Source organism: Gordonia sp. CPCC 205333 (assembly GCF_048537885.1).
Lineage (GTDB): Bacteria > Actinomycetota > Actinomycetes > Mycobacteriales > Mycobacteriaceae > Gordonia.
The window spans coordinates 695,005-709,860 of the sequence record NZ_JBCLVI010000002.1 but is presented as its reverse complement, the minus strand read 5'-3'; the positions used below and the strand labels follow the sequence as shown (position 1 = coordinate 709,860).

Sequence of the window (14,856 nt, the reverse complement as noted above, 5' to 3'; positions counted from 1 at the left end):
CCGATGATCGTCGGAGTACTTTTCGCGGTTCTGGCGGCATTCGCTTACGGCACCGCGTCGGTGTTGCAGGCACGCGGCGCACAGCAGGTGGCCCCCGATACGGCGTCGCCGCCGACGTTGCGTTCCACGCTGGCCGCGATCCTCACCGTCTCATATCTGGCCGGGATGGCGCTCGACGGTCTTGGCTTCGTGGGGACGTTGGTCTCCGCGCGGCTCATCCCGTTGTTTCTCTCGCAGACGATTATGAGCGCCAACCTGATCGTGACCGCGCTGCTGGGGATCGTGGTGTTGGGTACGCGGTTACAACCAAAGGACTGGACGGCCATCGGTGTTGTCGTCGCGGCGCTCGTGACGCTCGGCGTGGCTGCTGGCGACGAGGGGCATAAACCCGTTGGGGCGGTTGTACATTGGGGCGTTCTCATTGTCGGGGTCGTCGTGCTCGTCGGCGGAATAGCACTCGTGGCATGGCTCGGTGCGCGAGTCGCGGTTGTCGCTGGGCTGGGCGCCGGCGCGTTGTTCGGCCTGATGGCGATCGCGGTACGCATACTCGACGGCGTCGAACCGCTCGACGTCGGGCAGATACTGAGCGACCCCGCCGCCTACGGAATTCTGGTTGGCGGCATCGGTGGCTTCTATCTGTTTACCGTCGCGCTACAGACCGGTTCAGTCAATGGTGCCGCTGCCGCACTTGTGGTGGGCGAGACGGTAATTCCAGGGATCATCGGCATCGCGCTGCTGGGAGATACGACCCGCGCGGGCTGGGGCGCGGTCGCAGTGATCGCGTTTATCGCGGCCGTCGTCGGGGCAGTGGTGATAGCGGCGTCGGGAGCAGCGAACTAAGCGGAGCAGCACCCGCCGGACGTCGTCAGGCGGCAAGCGCACGATGCCTCGATGGGGACGTCGGCGCGTGCGGTGACCAGCCTTAGTTGTCTGCCAACGAGTTCCGCCTCGGCGGTGCGATCGAGTTGGAGCAGGCATTCGTGATAGCCGTGCAGACTCCACACGTTGTTCGGATGGTGGCTCGATCTATTCACCGAAGGATCGAGGCCGAGGTCGGCGGCGTAGACCCGAGCGGCCTCATCGACGTGGCCCTGTTCCAACAGCAGTGCACCGTAAGCATGTCTGGTCGGTTGCATCCAGCCCCACGGTTCGTCGTAAGGCAGTTCGTCATCCAACTCGATCGCCTCGCGCAGAAATGCGAATGCTTCGGCGAAATTTCCTTCGCGGTAGGCGATTTCGCCATCGAGCATTTTTCGTGCGATGGCGAGGATGTCGCGGCAGGAATTGTTGAACAGGTAGCGAGTTGATGGAATGCGTTCGCAGGCCTCGGTAAGTGCGTCACGTTCCGCGCGGGCGTTCGGCAGTTCACCGGTTGCGGCATAGGCGATTCCGCGACCGTAGTGCACGGTCGCCAGCGTCGTGGCGAACAGGTCTGAGTCGACCGGCGCGGTTTGCGCAATCAGCTCCTGCCATCTGCCGAACCGGATCAGTACGTGGATGCCAAGCGGCACAAAGGCTTCCAGCCAGTCAGCCATCGGCGGCGACGGTATTGCCAACAGATCGGGAGTCAATTGTTCGGCCAGTTCTGCGGCGGCGGCCAGCGCGATCCTCGAATTGCCCTCAAACATGGCGGAATAGACCACGAAATGGAGGTCGTGGGCGCGATACAGAGTGTAGAAATTGGCCGCGCCCTCCTGCTCGACGAACTTCCGATCTGCCTCGACCGCAAGAAGATTGGCCTCGATCGCATCGTGGTAGTTGCCGCAGAGGACGTCGATGTGGCTGGGCATATGCTGCAGGTGGCCGGCGTCGGGGACTAGGCCGCGAAGGCGGTCGGCGGCGAGGAGCGCGACCTCCGGAGTGGCCGACATTTCCATCGCGTGTAAGTAGAGGTGCAGGGCTCCGGGGTGTACGCGTCCCGCCGGTGTAGCCAGCACGTCGTCGAGAAGGCGAGTCGCTTCGAGTACACGGGAATTGGCAGCAGGCTCCCCGGAGTTGCCGTCCCACAGCTGCCATGCCGTGACGTTGAGTAGTGCATCGGCGGCGAGAGTCATGATGTCGATGTCGTCGGGATGCGCAGCCGCCAGCGCGCACATGGCGTCGGCGTATGCGCTATGTCCACCTGCCAATGCATCGAGATTATCGGGATCATCGGTCGAGAACCGTTGGCGCAGAGCGGAAATCAAGCCAAGTTCGACGGAGTCGAGTCGGCCTGTCGTCGCCTGTTCCAGTTCCGAGCGTGCGCGGCGAAGTGAGTAGCGACGGTCAGTGGGATCGAAGGCGTCCCACGCCTTGTTGTAGTTTGGCCCAACCGCGTACGCGATACCCCAGTGCGCCAGTCCCAGCTCAGGATCCCACTCCAGCGCGCGCTCAAAACAGCGGATCGCTTCGTCGTGGTTGAACGCGTACGACCAGATAAGGCCACGGTCGAACCAGACCTGGGCCTCCGGTGACTGCGTATCGACGGACCGGTGATATGACCCCAGGTCGTAATAGGTTTCCGTGCTGGCAGAGCCGGTCACTCATCGATTGTAAGCCGGGGACGGTGCGCGCGGGGTCGAGCTGGGCGTCGCGGCCTGCCCGCAAACCCGACCCGTCCGGACATCCTCGACCCGAAAAGTGGGTCGGGGACGTCCGCGCAGGTCGGGTTTGCAGGGCAGGAGGTGCGTCGGGGCAGGGGGCGAGGCTACGCTATGCGTCGGAAAGTCGCGGGGTTGACGGGCGGTTGCGACGTCCGCAGGCCCAGCGCCCGCATCTGAGCGACTAGGCGCGGAACGACGCCGCCCGACGCAAGATCGTCGTAAATCCACCGCACAACGACGAGGCCCAGGTCTTGTAGCTGTCCCTCCCGGACCTTCTCGCGGCGGATAGCGTCGTGCGGCTTCTCGCCCGACCTGAGGTACTTCAGATACTTGCCCAGACCGTCGAACTCGCCAATCAATCGGACGACGCCGTTCTCGTCGACCCAGTCATAGTCGACGCGTGCGATGAATTGGCCGGACTTGTCAAAGATTCGACGTTGGAGTCGCGGGGTGGTGAGCCCACCGTCGATCATCTGCGCGCGGCCCCACGACTCTCCCGCGTTCTCCGACAACGGATTGGCATGGCGCAGTGCGGTTCTCGCGACACCTACCCCAGTACGAGGTTCGCCGCCGTAGTCCGACATTCGTCGTGCGGCGGCGCCCATCCGCAGCGCCGAATCGAGTACCGCCAACGCGGCTGGAAAGCCTTTCGGCGATGTCCGTGCAACGTCGAAGGCAGTGCGCTCGAGGCATGTCGTCCAGATCCCGTCGACGAGTGTGACGTCGGCGAGCTTTAGCGGGCCAGGGTGTACGTGGCGGTGTTGGCGCTTGTAGCCGCGATCGGTCGTCGCTGAAGTTACGTTGATCCTGGAGAAGTCGGCGTGAAGCATATCCAGACCGTGTAGGACGCCGGCTGAGGTGTGTGAGATCGCGACGTCGGGTGTCGTGTCCGCAGCATGAACTTTCAAACGATGCAATGCTTCTGGGCGTCGGTCCGCGGGGAGCGCGTACACACCGGGCGCCACCCGGAATACTTCGCCACGTTCTTCTGCGCGAGTGAACTGTCGGTCGTCGAAGCCCAGTAGGTGAGCGCTGGAAAGTCGAATATAGCCGTCAGTGTCGATCGGAAACGGGTACATGGTCGTTAGACGTAAGGTGCGAGCGAAATGGTTTCATCTGATCGCAAACCCGACCCCCGCGGACGTTCCCGACCTGAAAAGTGGGTCGGGAACGTCCGGCCGGGTCGGGTTTGCGGGCAGGATCGGGCTAGCGGGCACGGCGGGCAGGGTCGGGGCTAGCGGGACAACAACAGCAGCGTCGAGGTGGCGCTGGCAACCAAGCGTCCGCTGCCGTCGTGCACCTGGGCGCGGACCGTCGCGGTGGTGCGACCGGCGTGTTCCACTTCGGCGCGGATCGAGACCGTACCCGACCCCGGTTTGATGGCACGGATATAGCGACACGAGAGGTCGAGGGTTACGAAATTCTGGCCGTCGTCGGTAACCGTCCGCACCGCCGAGCCGAGTGCGGAATCGATAGCCGCGGCGATCACTCCGCCCTGTACATTGCCGCCGAGGTTGCCGTGCAGATCTGCGCGGGGTTCCATCTCGACGATCGCCCATCCCGGACCGGCGTCGACAGTCCGATACTTCAAAGTCTGTGCGGCCCCGCTCGACGGTTCTCCAGTGGCGATCAGGTCACGCAGTTCTTCCAGGCTCACGGAGTTAGACGTTACCGCCCGACCGGCGCGGCTCTGCGCGAAAGGACCGCTCCTACCGACGACGATGCCAGCACGACGACACACGCGAGTAAGACGAGGATCGCCGATGGCCCGGTGGAGACGTCATAGTGGGAGTCGATATACCCGGATGAATCCGTGCCGAGGGTCACGACCAAGTCACTCGGATTCAGCACCAACCAGAGCGCCGCGCTGCACGCGAACACCGCGAACGCAGCGGTGAGAATAAATAGCGGTCGACGCCCGACATTGAACATGACCAGGATCGCCAACAGAGTCGGCAGTCCGAGGATCAGGAGCGACGGAAGTACGCCGGGGAGCACCAAGGCATACGCCTCGTTGTATAGCTCCAGCCCCGTCCCCTGGTGCGTCCAGACACCCCAGCCGTTCGCGGTCGACTCGTCGCCGCTCGCGTGCGGAGTGATAGTGGTGAAGGTCAATGTGCCGAACATGATGATCAGGATGAAACACACGGGGGTCAGGCCCGCCAGGATTCGGGTCGCGATCGCATTTGGCGGTGGGCCCGCGGGCCTGGTCGGCGGTGCGGGATAGGCGACTTGATAGGGCGGCTGGAGCGGAAAGCCTGAGGTCGGCTGCATGGCGTCTCCTAGTGGCGGGGATTGCAGCATTGTCACCCGCGGATCACGCCGCGACGAACCCTCTGTCGTTCGTTTGACTAAGTCGTGCCCAGATGCCGAGGATTGCTGACCCGCAATCGCAGCGTCACCGTCGATACGACGGCGCGCTGCACATCGCTATCGGTCCAATCCAACGCCGCGGTCCTAATCGACTCCGCCAGTTGGGCTTCTGACCCACAGTCGACGGTCGCGAGCGCGGTTGCCAATTCTCGTGTACCAGCTGACCCCGAATCGACTTCGCGTCCCGCGATCCGCAGCAGGTTCGCGGCGATCCGAAGGTGATGCTGTCGATGTGCGTCACCCGCCAAGGCGGCACCGGAGTCAACGATGATCTCGGTGACCAGCTCAAGGATTTCGGTCAGCGACGGACGCCGATACGCACCAGGCCCGGACTCGACGGCAGATGCGTCAACGATGGCGCTGTCGGATATTCCCAGTGATTGGAGCAGGTCGTATTCGAATTCGCAGACGCGACGTCCGATGGCTGCCAATTCGAGTGAGTGTTCTTCGCCCGACAAATGTCGCTGTGATTGAAAGATGCTCAGTACCAACCATTTCAGCGTCCCGAAGATCTCCCACCAATGCAGCTCGTTCTCCGACGGGCGCCATCCCGCCTCTTGTTCGTAGCCGTCCAACAGTGCGTTGCGCTCGCCGAGGCCGCCCACCGGGAGTGCGCTGCCAAACCGCCATGCCGGCACACACAGCCAGCCCAGGTCTTCGATCGGATTGCCCAGGTGGCTAAGCTCCCAGTCGAGCACGGCCTGAACGCCAGCATCATCGACAATCAGGTTGCCGACCCGAAAGTCGCCGTGTACCAAGGTAATTGGCCGTGACGTCGGGGTATTGGCCCGCAGCCAGCGAAGACCGATTTCTACCGTCGGGTTGTCTTGCCCCTGCGCGCGGAAGGTGGCTTCCAAGGCGTCCAGCGGGTTGGTATCGTCGAGAATTTCCAGGCCTGCCAACGGCGTGCGGTGTAACCGGCCGAGGATGCGACCGAATTCGATGGCCAGCATTGGCCGAATAGCGGCGAGCGAGGGATCGCGTTGCAGCTTGCGCGGCAACGTTTCTCCGTTGACATGGTCCATGATCAGAAAGGGAGCGTCGATGCCGGGTGCGTCATCGTCGGCGCACAGTAGGCGCGGGACCGGCACGCCCGCGTCGAGCGCCGTGCGAAGGCACACTGCTTCCGCGCGCATCCGGTGAGGGTTCCCGTGACCGGGCGGGTCGCGTCGCAATACCGCCTTGGCGATGTCTCCGGTGGAGTCGGTGTAGTCGATCCGGAACGTCTCTCGACTCGCACCCGCGGTGAGCCGATGGCAACCGGTCACCGTGACCAGAATGCCGACGGCTGCCAACGCTCGCTCTACACCAGCATCGAGTTCGTTTGCCGTGGAATGGGTTTCCGGATTCACCGCCATGGAACCGTCTCGGGATCCTTGAGTATCCTGCGCGCCGTGGACATACGGTGTACCTCGTCCGGGCCGTCGTAGACGCGGGCGTACCGTGCCTGCCGATACATGCGCTCCAACGGCGTGTCGGCCGTCAGGCCGAGTGCGCCGTGTACTTGGATCGCGCGGTCGACGACGTTGTGCAGCATGCGGGCGCACCAAAACTTCACCAGGCCGACCTGGACGCGGAAGTCTTCACCGGAGTCGATCTGCCGCGCCGCGTCGAGTGTCATCAGCCGGGCCGCATGGATCTCGGCCGCGGATTCGGCGATATACCGGTGGATTTCGCCCTTCTCCGATAACAGTGAGCCGTGCGCGAATCGAGTATTCGCCCGGTCGCACATCAGCTCGAAGGCCCGCTGTGCCTGCCCGAGCCAACGCATACCGTGGAAGATTCGCCCGGCACCCAGTCGATCCTGTGCGACGAGGAATCCTTTACCCCGCTCGCCCAGAATATTTGACGCCGGGACCCGGACATCGGTCAGTCTGATCTCGTAGTGGTCGCTCGGGTCGTGGCCCATCGTCGGGATCGATCGAACGATCTCGAAACCCGGTGTGTCGGTTGGGACGATGAACGCTGTTACCCGCGAGTGTCTTGGCATGTCGTCGGATTCGGTTCGTGCGAATACCGAGCAGTACGCCGCTTGCGCGACGCCAGTGGTAAACCACTTGTGTCCGTTGATGATCCAGGTATCACCGTCGGATTCGGCGCGCGTGGCGATAAGCGTTGGATCCGACCCCGCCACCTCCGGCTCGGTGAGGCCGACCGACGGAAAGATGTCGCCGGCCACCATCGGTGGGATCCACCGCTGTTTCTGTTCTCTGGTGCCGTGTTTGTAGAACATCAAGGTGTCCTGCATCGACACCGATCCGACGGCCAGCTGACCGAATTCGGACCGCCCGATAATCTCGTTGAGGTACACAAAGTCCAGGAAGGGCAGACCGCCGCCACCGACATCGGCCGGATGCCCCAGTGCCCACAGTCCGAGGTCTTTGGCGCGCTCGCGCAGCGCGGCCAAAGTGGTTGCGCCGCTGTGTTCTTCACGAATAAGTGTGGGTTCTGCGGGGATCACTTCATCGTTGATGAATACCCGCATCCGGGCAGTCAGATCATCGATATCCGTGCCGGGGGTCAGAGCGGTCACGCGGTGGTGTCCTTTCGGCTGAGGTTCAATCCCAGGGCTCCGACGCACATCTGGTCGAGGGTCGCCAGTAGTGCTTCCTTGTCGGCCTCTTCGCCTTGTACGAGCCACAGGTAGAGGGTGTGGTCGACCATCGCCGACATGGTGCGGGCGGCCAGGGTCGGGTCGATATCGGGGTTGGCCAATCCGTCGCGTTGCCAGCGAGCGATGGCGTTGGCGGTCCGACCGGTCAGCAGTTCGCGATGCTGGTGGCGCAGCGCGCGGAACTCGGCGTTGAAGGTGGCGACCTGCTCGACGATGGCCATCATGCGCGCATTGCGTTGATAGGACTCGTAATACGCCCGATTGGAGGCGATGAGCTTCTCGCGAGGTGATGCGGCACTCGGTGGTTCACGGGGATGACTGTCTTCGAAGAGTTGGTTGCTGAGCTGGAAGAAGACATCCTCTTTCGACTCGAAGTACCGGTAGAAGGTGCCGTACGAGACACCGGCCTGGGCGGCAATGAGTTCTACTCGAGCGTCGAGAAATCCGACGTCCTCAAACACAGTCCGAGCGGCGCGCAGTACTGAGTCGCGGGTCTTGCGGCCCCGAGGGGTCAACGCGGTCGGGTCGAGGCCCGGGGTCGAAGGGGTGTTGACAGAAGTCTCGGTCACCCGCACACTTTCCCAAGAACATGACATGACTGTCAAGTCATCTAAATTCGACGGAAGGGTCGACGATGAGTGTGAATGAGAAATACGAATTACGGGGGATCAACCACCTCGCGCTGGTCTGCGCGGATATGCAGCGCACCATCGACTTCTACTCCGGAGTGCTCGGCATGCCACTGATCAAGACGATTGAGTTGCCCAACGACATGGGGCAACACTTCTTCTTCGACTGCGGCAATGGCGACACCATCGCGTTCTTCTGGCTGGTCGATGCTCCCGACGGGGTCCCTGGAATCTCCGCGCCGGCCGGATTGCCCGGTGAGGAGGAACTCAACAGTGCGACTGGATCGATGAATCATGTGGCCTTCGCGGTGCCGCCGGAGAAGTTCGACGAGTATTACGCCAAGTTCAAAGAAGAGGGCATCAAGGTCAGTTTCGTTCTCAACCACGACGATTCGCCGATGGGTGTGACCCGCCATCCTCATGACGGAACATTCGTGCGGTCGTTCTACTTCCAGGACCCCGACGGCGCCTTGCTGGAATTTGCCTGCTGGACAAAGACATTCACCGAGGCAGATGTCGTCCATGAGCCGCGTACCGCGGCGGATCGCAAGGTGCCGGTGGCCCGGTAATGCCACGTTTGCGGGAAATCCCACGCGCCGAAGTCACCGATGAGCGCATCCTCTTCTTCTATGACCGGCTGTTCGGCCCCGACCGTGACCCCGCCGTCGACCACGGCACGGTCCACGGCACGCCGGGCGATTGGTGGACCGTTTTCGCGGGTTCCCCCAACGTCTTTCGGCACGCCGTGGCGGGATTCAAAGTGTACCGCGGCGTGAAACTCGACCCACTGCTGCGCGAGTTGGGCCAGGGGCGGGCGGGCTATGCGAGGGGCAGCCAGTTCGTCTACTCGCAGCACTGCAAACAGATGCGGTCTCTCGGAATGGCCGAAGAGAAGATCGAAGCGCTGCCGCACTGGCAGATCAGCGACGCGTTCAACGAACTCGAGCGAGCTGTCCTGGCTTATACCGATGCCCTCGTCTACGACGGCGGTCGTGTGCCGGACGCGGTTTTCGATGTGCTCAAGAGAACTCTGCCAGATGAGCAGATCCTCGAATTAACTTATGTGACAACGCTATACGACATGCATGCAACGATGAGCCGTGCGCTTCGACTGGAATACGACGATCGGCCCGAGCCGATCGAAGAGGTTAAACTTCCCGACGACGCCCAGGTCCGCGACTTGTCCGCGGATCTATCCGGCGAGTAGGTCCGCTATTCGTACGAGTCGGTGAGGATCTGGTTGAGCCGTTCGAGATCGGCGGCCACCGTCGCGCAGTCGCGATCGAATTCGTCGTCGGTCATATCGCGTTGCCGGACGGTGAACACCACCTCGGCGCCATCGGGATGTGCCAGTACCCGCACCGGATTGTGCACGATCTCGCCGGACGGCAGTGTGACGTCGTGATCGAAGACTCCGAGGTCGTTGTGTGCGACGAAGCGCACCGTGACCGTCCCCATCGGCGACTCGACCAGCAGTACATCGCCGCTACGAGTCACCTCGCTCGACGCCAACCCCGCGGCCCAGTGCTGCAGACTGTCGGGATCGGCGGCAAAGTCGTAGACGGCTTCGGGTGACGCTTCGATGACTACGCTGATGTGACGGCTGCGCATGAGGATGAGTCTAGTTGCGTCGTCTCACGCTCGGGGTAACTGCGTGCGACGCCCGGCGAATACGCGTCTGCCATCTCGCGCAACACATTCGTTCGCGAACGTCACTCCGGTCGAGCCGCTAATTCGAGTGACCGGCCTCGGCTACGACGCCGAAGCTACCGACGATGCCTGGAGTCGGAGCTAAGCATTTCTTCGATTCCTATCTGGCATAACCGGATTGGGCGCGAACCCGAAGGGCTACGAACTGCTGCGCTCGGCGCGCAGGTCGTGGCCCTTCGACGTCAGGCAGCGGCCGCTATTGAGATCCCACTGCCAACCGTGCAGATTGCAGGTCAGCTTCTCGCCCTCGATGATGCCGAACTTCGACAGGTCGGCCTTGAGGTGCGGGCAGCGACGCTGAATTGTCCAGCCGTCCTTCTCAATTGACGCCGAGTCGTCATGCGCCTCGGAGAACCAGCCGTCGGCATACGCGATACGTTCGTCGGTGAGACATTTGAAGAAGGTGTACAGATACTCGTTGTAGCCGCCGATCCGCCAGGTGGTGAACCGCGTCGACAGAAAAATTGTGTTGACCCAGTCCGGCTCGTCGTCGCGCAGTACGGTACGGACCAATTCGGGGGCGATGCGGAAGCCGTAACGGTACTTGCCGTCGCCGTCTTTCGGTGCGCGCACAACACGATTCGGGAAGTCGAGGACCACAACCTCGGCGTTGGGATCGTCTTTGCCGCCGAGCACGATGCCGACCGGATAGCCGATGCCGTCGCAGATGAGATCGGACTGTTTCATGATCGGCTCGAACTTGGCACGTAGCGGTTCCAGCAGGGGCTCGCCCTGCGCGGGTGCCCAGGTGGCTTTATCTGCGGCGATGATCGGCGCGAACTTCTCCACCATCCGGTTGAGGTAGGCGCCCTTGTCCTTCCAGATCTCGTCGGGCGGGAATGGGTGGGACAACTCATTGAGCGTCGAACCGGTGAGGTCGACCGTCGAGCCGGAAATCATCATCAGGCCGCGATGCTTCTCGCCATCGTCGGTGCCGTGAATCTTCATCTGGTCCAGGAAGGTCTCCTGGTCGGGAAAGATTGACGTCTCGTCAGGTTTGCCATCGGCATCGGGAATATCGTTGAGAGAGAACAAGTCCGGGTCGAGGAACATCGGCGGACCGGCCGACGGGACCACCCAGGTTGCTCCGACCTGTTCGATATAGGAACGTGCGCGATCCATTCCGCGCTGGCGTTTCTGTGCGGCGAAGTTCGCTTTGGAGCGACGTGGGATGTCGTAGACCATCGGGTACCAGATGGCGCCGGAGTACTGCAGCAGATGGATGTCGACGTCGCCGAAGGACTCGCCGATGACGTCGAGGTCGATGGGCCGGGCGTCGTTCATGTTGAAACAGACGGTTTCGCCGTCGGAGACGATCAGTCCACTGTCGCCGATGGGACCGTCGGCAGGCGCGCGCAACGCGATGATCATGACGTCGAGTGAACCCTTGTCATTGCTGACGGTGGTCTTCACCGAATCTTCGGTCTCCACGAATTTGTGGAAGCCGAGCTTCTCGAGTTCACGCTTGAGGTCGGGGACCGGATAGTCGGGGAGCAGGACAGTTGTGTCCTTGTTGACATGCTCGGTCAGGTTCTTGGCGTCGAAATGATCGCGATGCAAGTGTGAGACGTAGAGGTAGTCGCAGTCGCCAAGTGCGTCCCAGTCGAGCTCGGTGTTATCCGGGAACGGCACCCACGAGGCGAAGTAGGTGGGGTTGACCCAGGGATCGCAGAGAATGGACCCCGCTGCGGTCTGGATATGAAACCCCGCGTGTCCGACGCTGGTGATCTGCAACTCTCGGCCTTCCTGATCGGGCTGTGAACCGAATACCAGGGTACGGCCTGGTATCGGGCCAATGTCGAATCGCAGCCGGTAGGTGTGGTGAGGGGCACGCCGGCACCCAACCGCCCCGGCTAAGCTCATCGACATGGAACCCGTCTACGACACGGTCATCGGCGTTGCCCGCACACTATGGCTCGCCCAGGGCGTCAAGTTCAAGATCTCCGGCGTGGAGCACGTACCCGCCGACGGACCCGGTGTGATCGCGATTAACCACACCGGCTACCTCGATTTCACCCTCGCTGGAATCCCCGCATTTCTGCAGGACAAACGCAAAGTCCGCTTCATGGCGAAGAAGGAGGTATTCGACAACAATCTCTCCGGGCCGATCATGCGCTCGCTACGGCATATCCCGGTCGACCGGAGTGCGGGTGCCGACAGCTACAAAGCCGCCGTCGAATATCTCAAGGACGGCGAATTCGTCGGCGTCTACCCGGAGGCGACGATCAGCCGCAGTTTTGAGATCAAGGCATTCAAGTCAGGAGCGGCGCGGATGGCGCTGGAGTCCGGAGCGCCGATAATTCCGACGGTGATTTGGGGAGCCCAGCGAATCTGGACCAAAGGCCACCCCAAGAAGCTCGGGCGGCACGGCTACAAAGTGATGATCGGCGTCGCCGATCCCATCGAACCGATCGGGACTGCCGAGCAGATCACCGAGAAACTTCATGACGTGATGACCGCCAAGCTGCATGAGCTGCAAGAGCAGTATGTCGAGCTATACGGCCCGTACCCCGAGGGCGAGTTCTGGGTGCCGGCTCGGTTGGGTGGCGGCGCGCCGACGCTTGCCGAAGCCAATGCGATGGACGAGGCGGAGCAGGCCGAGAAGGCTGCGAAGCGAGCCGAGCGTAACGCCGCGGGCGAGGATAAGTAGGAAGGTCACTGGCATGGAACCGGTGTATCGAGTCCTCGAAGGCATTGCCGGCACTATTGCGCGGGTACAGGGGGTTCGACGCACCTATCAGGGCTTGGAGAACATTCCGGCCGGTGGTGCGGTACTGGCCGTGAACCACACTGGCTACTTCGATTTCCTGCCGATGGCGCTCGGTGTTTACCGGGCCGGACGAAGAACGCGATTCCTGATCAAGTCCGAAGTGATGGATATCGCGATCATGCGTTTCCTGGTCAACCACACCGGCACGGTTCCGGTGGACCGTTCGGCCGGACATGAAGCCTACGAGCGCGCCGTCGCGTCGTTACGCACTGGCGAGTTGGTCGCGGTCTACCCGGAGGCAACGATCAGCCGGAGTTTCGAACTGAAGGAGTTCAAATCCGGCGCGGTGCGGATGGCGACCGAAGCGCGGGTGCCGATAATTCCGACTATCGTCTGGGGCGCTCACCGACAGTGGACTAAAGGTGGACATCGGAGTATGGGCCGCAAGCACATTCCGGTCACCGTGCGGTACGGAACGCCGGTTGTCATCTCGCCCGACGATGATCCCGAAATCGCCGCCGTAGCCTTGCGCGAAACGATGACCACGATCCTGCACGAGGTACAGCAGAGTTATGGGCCGCATCCGGCCGGGGAATACTGGGTGCCCGCGCGGCTGGGTGGCAGTGCCCCGACGCCGGCGGACGCCAAGGTGATCGAGGACGCCGAAGCAGCAGAAAAGGCAGCCGCGCGTGCGGCGAAAAGGGAGGATAAGTCTCGGTGAGTTCGGTTCCCACGGGCCGCGGGTTCGGCCCGCCAACGCTCATCGCATCCGACGTCGACGGAACACTGATCGACGACGCGAATGCGTTGACGCCGACCACGCAAGCAGTGCTTCGCAGAGCGCGCGAGGCCGGTGTCGAGGTGGTGCTCGCGACCGGTCGTCCGCCACGCTGGATCGGCGAAGTGACCGACCAGTTCGCCGACGATCATGCCGGTCGGCCGATCATCCGCTACGCGGTCTGCGCTAACGGAGCGATCATCTACGACGTCGAACATGATCGCGTGCTGTCGTCGGCGACGCTGGAACCCGCGGTTCTGGCGAAGCTGGGAGCCCTCGCCATCGAGCTGGTTCCCGGTGCGGGACTGGCTGCCGAACGTGCCGGGGAATCAGCCTATGACGCGGCGACGCCGCCGTTCGTCGCGTCTGCCGGCTACCGCCACGCATGGCTCAATCCGGACCACGTCATCGTCGATGATCACGAGGTTTACGAGGCGCCGTCGGTGAAGCTCCTTGTGCGACAGACAGAAATGCTCAGCAGTGAGATCGCGGCACGATTGGCGCCCGCAGTTGGAGATCTCGCCGAGGTGACCTTTTCGACCGACAACGGGCTCGTCGAACTATCTGTTCCGGCCACGCATAAGGCTGCTGGCCTGAAGAAGTTGGCGCAGCTGGCCGACCTGCCGACCGACGCGGTTATCGCCTTCGGTGACATGCCAAACGACGTCGAGATGCTGAGGTGGGCAACGCATGGCGTTGCGATGGGGCATGGTCACGACGCCGCCTTGGCGGTCGCAGATGAGGTGGCCGGAACCAATACCGAAGACGGCGTGGCGCGGGTGCTACAGCGCTGGTTCTAGTCCACGCGCATGGCGCGGTACACCCGCGTCCCGACGAACGCGCCGAGCGTGTCGGGGGTCCAGCGATCGTCGGCGAGCAGGGTGCGTACCGCTCCCTCGCTCGCGGAAACCCAAAGTTCCACCAGCGCGGGCAGTTTCAATTCAGGGTCGTCGACCCCCCACGCATGCAGGGTCGGGCGCAGGAGTTCGGTGCAACGTTCCAGTGCGGCCTGGCGGCCACGGCCGAAGTAGGCCGCGACGGCGGGGTCGGGATTGCCGTAGAGCAGGCGCCAGCCGTCGGGCCGGGCGTCGACGGTGTGCAGCAGCGCCCGGAATCCCTCGATGAACACGGACTCGTCGGCGTCGACCTCGCGCGCGTGTAGTACGTCGGTGAGGCTGGACCAGAGGTTGGCTTCCTCGTTTCGGACCAACTCGGCGATCAAATCCACTCGACTTGTGAAACACCCGTAGACGACCGGTCGGGTGACGTCGATCCGCTCGGCCACCGACGCGATGGTGACCGCGGCGACCCCTTCGGTCACTGCGATCCGTAGCGCGGCGTCGAGAATCTGTGGCCTGCGACGTTGGGGCCCAAGGTGTTCTGCGCGTTGTCTGCCACGCGTGATGGGCTCTGCGGTCATGGGGTAACGATACCTACACACATGTAGATTATTTTCCTAC

16 protein-coding genes are annotated in these 14,856 nt (G+C 62.7%); 6 read left to right on the top strand and 10 right to left on the bottom strand.

Going from position 1 to position 14,856, the window contains the following annotated elements; translation table 11 throughout:
- Positions 1–3: 3 nt before the first annotated feature.
- The gene (locus AAFP29_RS08960; RefSeq protein ID WP_419216983.1) at positions 4–840 is read left to right on the top strand and encodes a hypothetical protein; all 837 of its coding nucleotides are present in this window, start codon (positions 4–6) and stop codon (positions 838–840) included.
- On the opposite strand, the gene AAFP29_RS08955 is transcribed toward AAFP29_RS08960, so the two are convergent.
- The 7 genes from AAFP29_RS08955 to AAFP29_RS08925 form a co-directional block, all read right to left on the bottom strand.
- On the bottom strand, positions 837–2,522 hold the full coding sequence (locus AAFP29_RS08955; RefSeq protein WP_419216982.1) for a tetratricopeptide repeat protein: 1,686 nt from the start codon (positions 2,520–2,522) through the stop codon (positions 837–839). The genes AAFP29_RS08960 and AAFP29_RS08955 overlap by 4 nt on opposite strands.
- A 164-nt stretch (positions 2,523–2,686) precedes the next feature.
- Positions 2,687–3,661, bottom strand: a complete 975-nt coding sequence (locus AAFP29_RS08950; RefSeq protein WP_419216981.1) for a type IV toxin-antitoxin system AbiEi family antitoxin domain-containing protein — start codon at positions 3,659–3,661, stop codon at positions 2,687–2,689.
- A 155-nt stretch (positions 3,662–3,816) separates the two neighbouring features.
- Positions 3,817–4,239 (bottom strand): PaaI family thioesterase, encoded by a 423-nt coding sequence (locus tag AAFP29_RS08945; protein WP_419216980.1) that lies wholly within the window; start codon positions 4,237–4,239, stop codon positions 3,817–3,819.
- An 11-nt stretch (positions 4,240–4,250) separates the two neighbouring features.
- Positions 4,251–4,856: a hypothetical protein gene (locus AAFP29_RS08940; protein WP_419216979.1), complete on the bottom strand. Its 606-nt coding sequence runs from the start codon at positions 4,854–4,856 to the stop codon at positions 4,251–4,253.
- A gap of 77 nt (positions 4,857–4,933) precedes the next feature.
- The gene (locus tag AAFP29_RS08935) at positions 4,934–6,313 is read right to left on the bottom strand and encodes a phosphotransferase family protein (protein ID WP_419216978.1); all 1,380 of its coding nucleotides are present in this window, start codon (positions 6,311–6,313) and stop codon (positions 4,934–4,936) included.
- Positions 6,304–7,440: an acyl-CoA dehydrogenase family protein gene (locus AAFP29_RS08930; protein WP_419217255.1), complete on the bottom strand. Its 1,137-nt coding sequence runs from the start codon at positions 7,438–7,440 to the stop codon at positions 6,304–6,306. The genes AAFP29_RS08935 and AAFP29_RS08930 overlap by 10 nt, the downstream gene beginning before the upstream one ends.
- 44 nt (positions 7,441–7,484) lie before the next feature.
- Positions 7,485–8,138: a TetR/AcrR family transcriptional regulator gene (locus AAFP29_RS08925; RefSeq protein ID WP_419216977.1), complete on the bottom strand. Its 654-nt coding sequence runs from the start codon at positions 8,136–8,138 to the stop codon at positions 7,485–7,487.
- Positions 8,139–8,203: 65 nt separating this feature from the next.
- Here AAFP29_RS08925 and AAFP29_RS08920 point away from each other — a divergent pair, with 65 nt between their 5' ends.
- The gene (locus AAFP29_RS08920; protein WP_419216976.1) at positions 8,204–8,767 is read left to right on the top strand and encodes a VOC family protein; all 564 of its coding nucleotides are present in this window, start codon (positions 8,204–8,206) and stop codon (positions 8,765–8,767) included.
- On the top strand, positions 8,767–9,405 hold the full coding sequence (locus AAFP29_RS08915) for a carboxymuconolactone decarboxylase family protein (RefSeq protein WP_419216975.1): 639 nt from the start codon (positions 8,767–8,769) through the stop codon (positions 9,403–9,405). Before AAFP29_RS08920 ends, AAFP29_RS08915 begins: the two co-directional genes overlap by 1 nt.
- A 5-nt stretch (positions 9,406–9,410) precedes the next feature.
- Here the strand turns inward: AAFP29_RS08915 and AAFP29_RS08910 are convergent, their stop codons facing one another.
- Together AAFP29_RS08910 and AAFP29_RS08905 are read right to left on the bottom strand one after the other, a co-directional pair.
- On the bottom strand, positions 9,411–9,809 hold the full coding sequence (locus AAFP29_RS08910; RefSeq protein ID WP_419216974.1) for an SRPBCC family protein: 399 nt from the start codon (positions 9,807–9,809) through the stop codon (positions 9,411–9,413).
- 237 nt (positions 9,810–10,046) lie between these two features.
- Complete coding sequence (locus AAFP29_RS08905; RefSeq protein ID WP_419217254.1) at positions 10,047–11,642, bottom strand: Rieske 2Fe-2S domain-containing protein; 1,596 nt, start codon at positions 11,640–11,642, stop codon at positions 10,047–10,049.
- A 133-nt stretch (positions 11,643–11,775) separates the two neighbouring features.
- On the opposite strand from AAFP29_RS08905, the gene AAFP29_RS08900 reads away from it, so the two are divergent.
- From AAFP29_RS08900 to AAFP29_RS08890, 3 genes are read left to right on the top strand one after another with little or no spacing between them, the layout of a single operon-like run.
- Positions 11,776–12,558, top strand: a complete 783-nt coding sequence (locus tag AAFP29_RS08900) for a lysophospholipid acyltransferase family protein (RefSeq protein WP_419216973.1) — start codon at positions 11,776–11,778, stop codon at positions 12,556–12,558.
- Between the two features lie 13 nt (positions 12,559–12,571).
- Positions 12,572–13,339, top strand: coding sequence for a lysophospholipid acyltransferase family protein (locus tag AAFP29_RS08895; RefSeq protein WP_419216972.1), 768 nt, complete (start codon positions 12,572–12,574; stop codon positions 13,337–13,339).
- A complete protein-coding gene (locus AAFP29_RS08890; protein WP_419216971.1) occupies positions 13,336–14,196 on the top strand; it encodes an HAD family hydrolase in 861 nt (286 codons plus the stop codon). Before AAFP29_RS08895 ends, AAFP29_RS08890 begins: the two co-directional genes overlap by 4 nt.
- Here AAFP29_RS08890 and AAFP29_RS08885 read toward each other — a convergent pair.
- Entirely contained in the window at positions 14,193–14,816 is a 624-nt protein-coding gene (locus AAFP29_RS08885; RefSeq protein WP_419216970.1) for a TetR/AcrR family transcriptional regulator, read from the bottom strand. The two genes, AAFP29_RS08890 and AAFP29_RS08885, sit on opposite strands and share 4 nt — an antisense overlap.
- Positions 14,817–14,856 lie beyond the last annotated feature (40 nt).

Coding starts and splice junctions, on each gene's coding strand:
- AAFP29_RS08930 (WP_419217255.1), bottom strand. CDS start 7,440: ATGCGGGTATTCATCAACGATGAAGTGATCCCCGCAGAACCCACACTT.
- AAFP29_RS08915 (WP_419216975.1), top strand. CDS start 8,767: ATGCCACGTTTGCGGGAAATCCCACGCGCCGAAGTCACCGATGAGCGC.
- AAFP29_RS08960 (WP_419216983.1), top strand. CDS start 4: ATGATCGTCGGAGTACTTTTCGCGGTTCTGGCGGCATTCGCTTACGGC.
- AAFP29_RS08940 (WP_419216979.1), bottom strand. CDS start 4,856: ATGCAGCCGACCTCAGGCTTTCCGCTCCAGCCGCCCTATCAAGTCGCC.
- AAFP29_RS08935 (WP_419216978.1), bottom strand. CDS start 6,313: ATGGCGGTGAATCCGGAAACCCATTCCACGGCAAACGAACTCGATGCT.
- AAFP29_RS08950 (WP_419216981.1), bottom strand. CDS start 3,661: ATGTACCCGTTTCCGATCGACACTGACGGCTATATTCGACTTTCCAGC.
- AAFP29_RS08885 (WP_419216970.1), bottom strand. CDS start 14,816: ATGACCGCAGAGCCCATCACGCGTGGCAGACAACGCGCAGAACACCTT.
- AAFP29_RS08900 (WP_419216973.1), top strand. CDS start 11,776: ATGGAACCCGTCTACGACACGGTCATCGGCGTTGCCCGCACACTATGG.
- AAFP29_RS08920 (WP_419216976.1), top strand. CDS start 8,204: ATGAGTGTGAATGAGAAATACGAATTACGGGGGATCAACCACCTCGCG.
- AAFP29_RS08895 (WP_419216972.1), top strand. CDS start 12,572: ATGGAACCGGTGTATCGAGTCCTCGAAGGCATTGCCGGCACTATTGCG.
- AAFP29_RS08910 (WP_419216974.1), bottom strand. CDS start 9,809: ATGCGCAGCCGTCACATCAGCGTAGTCATCGAAGCGTCACCCGAAGCC.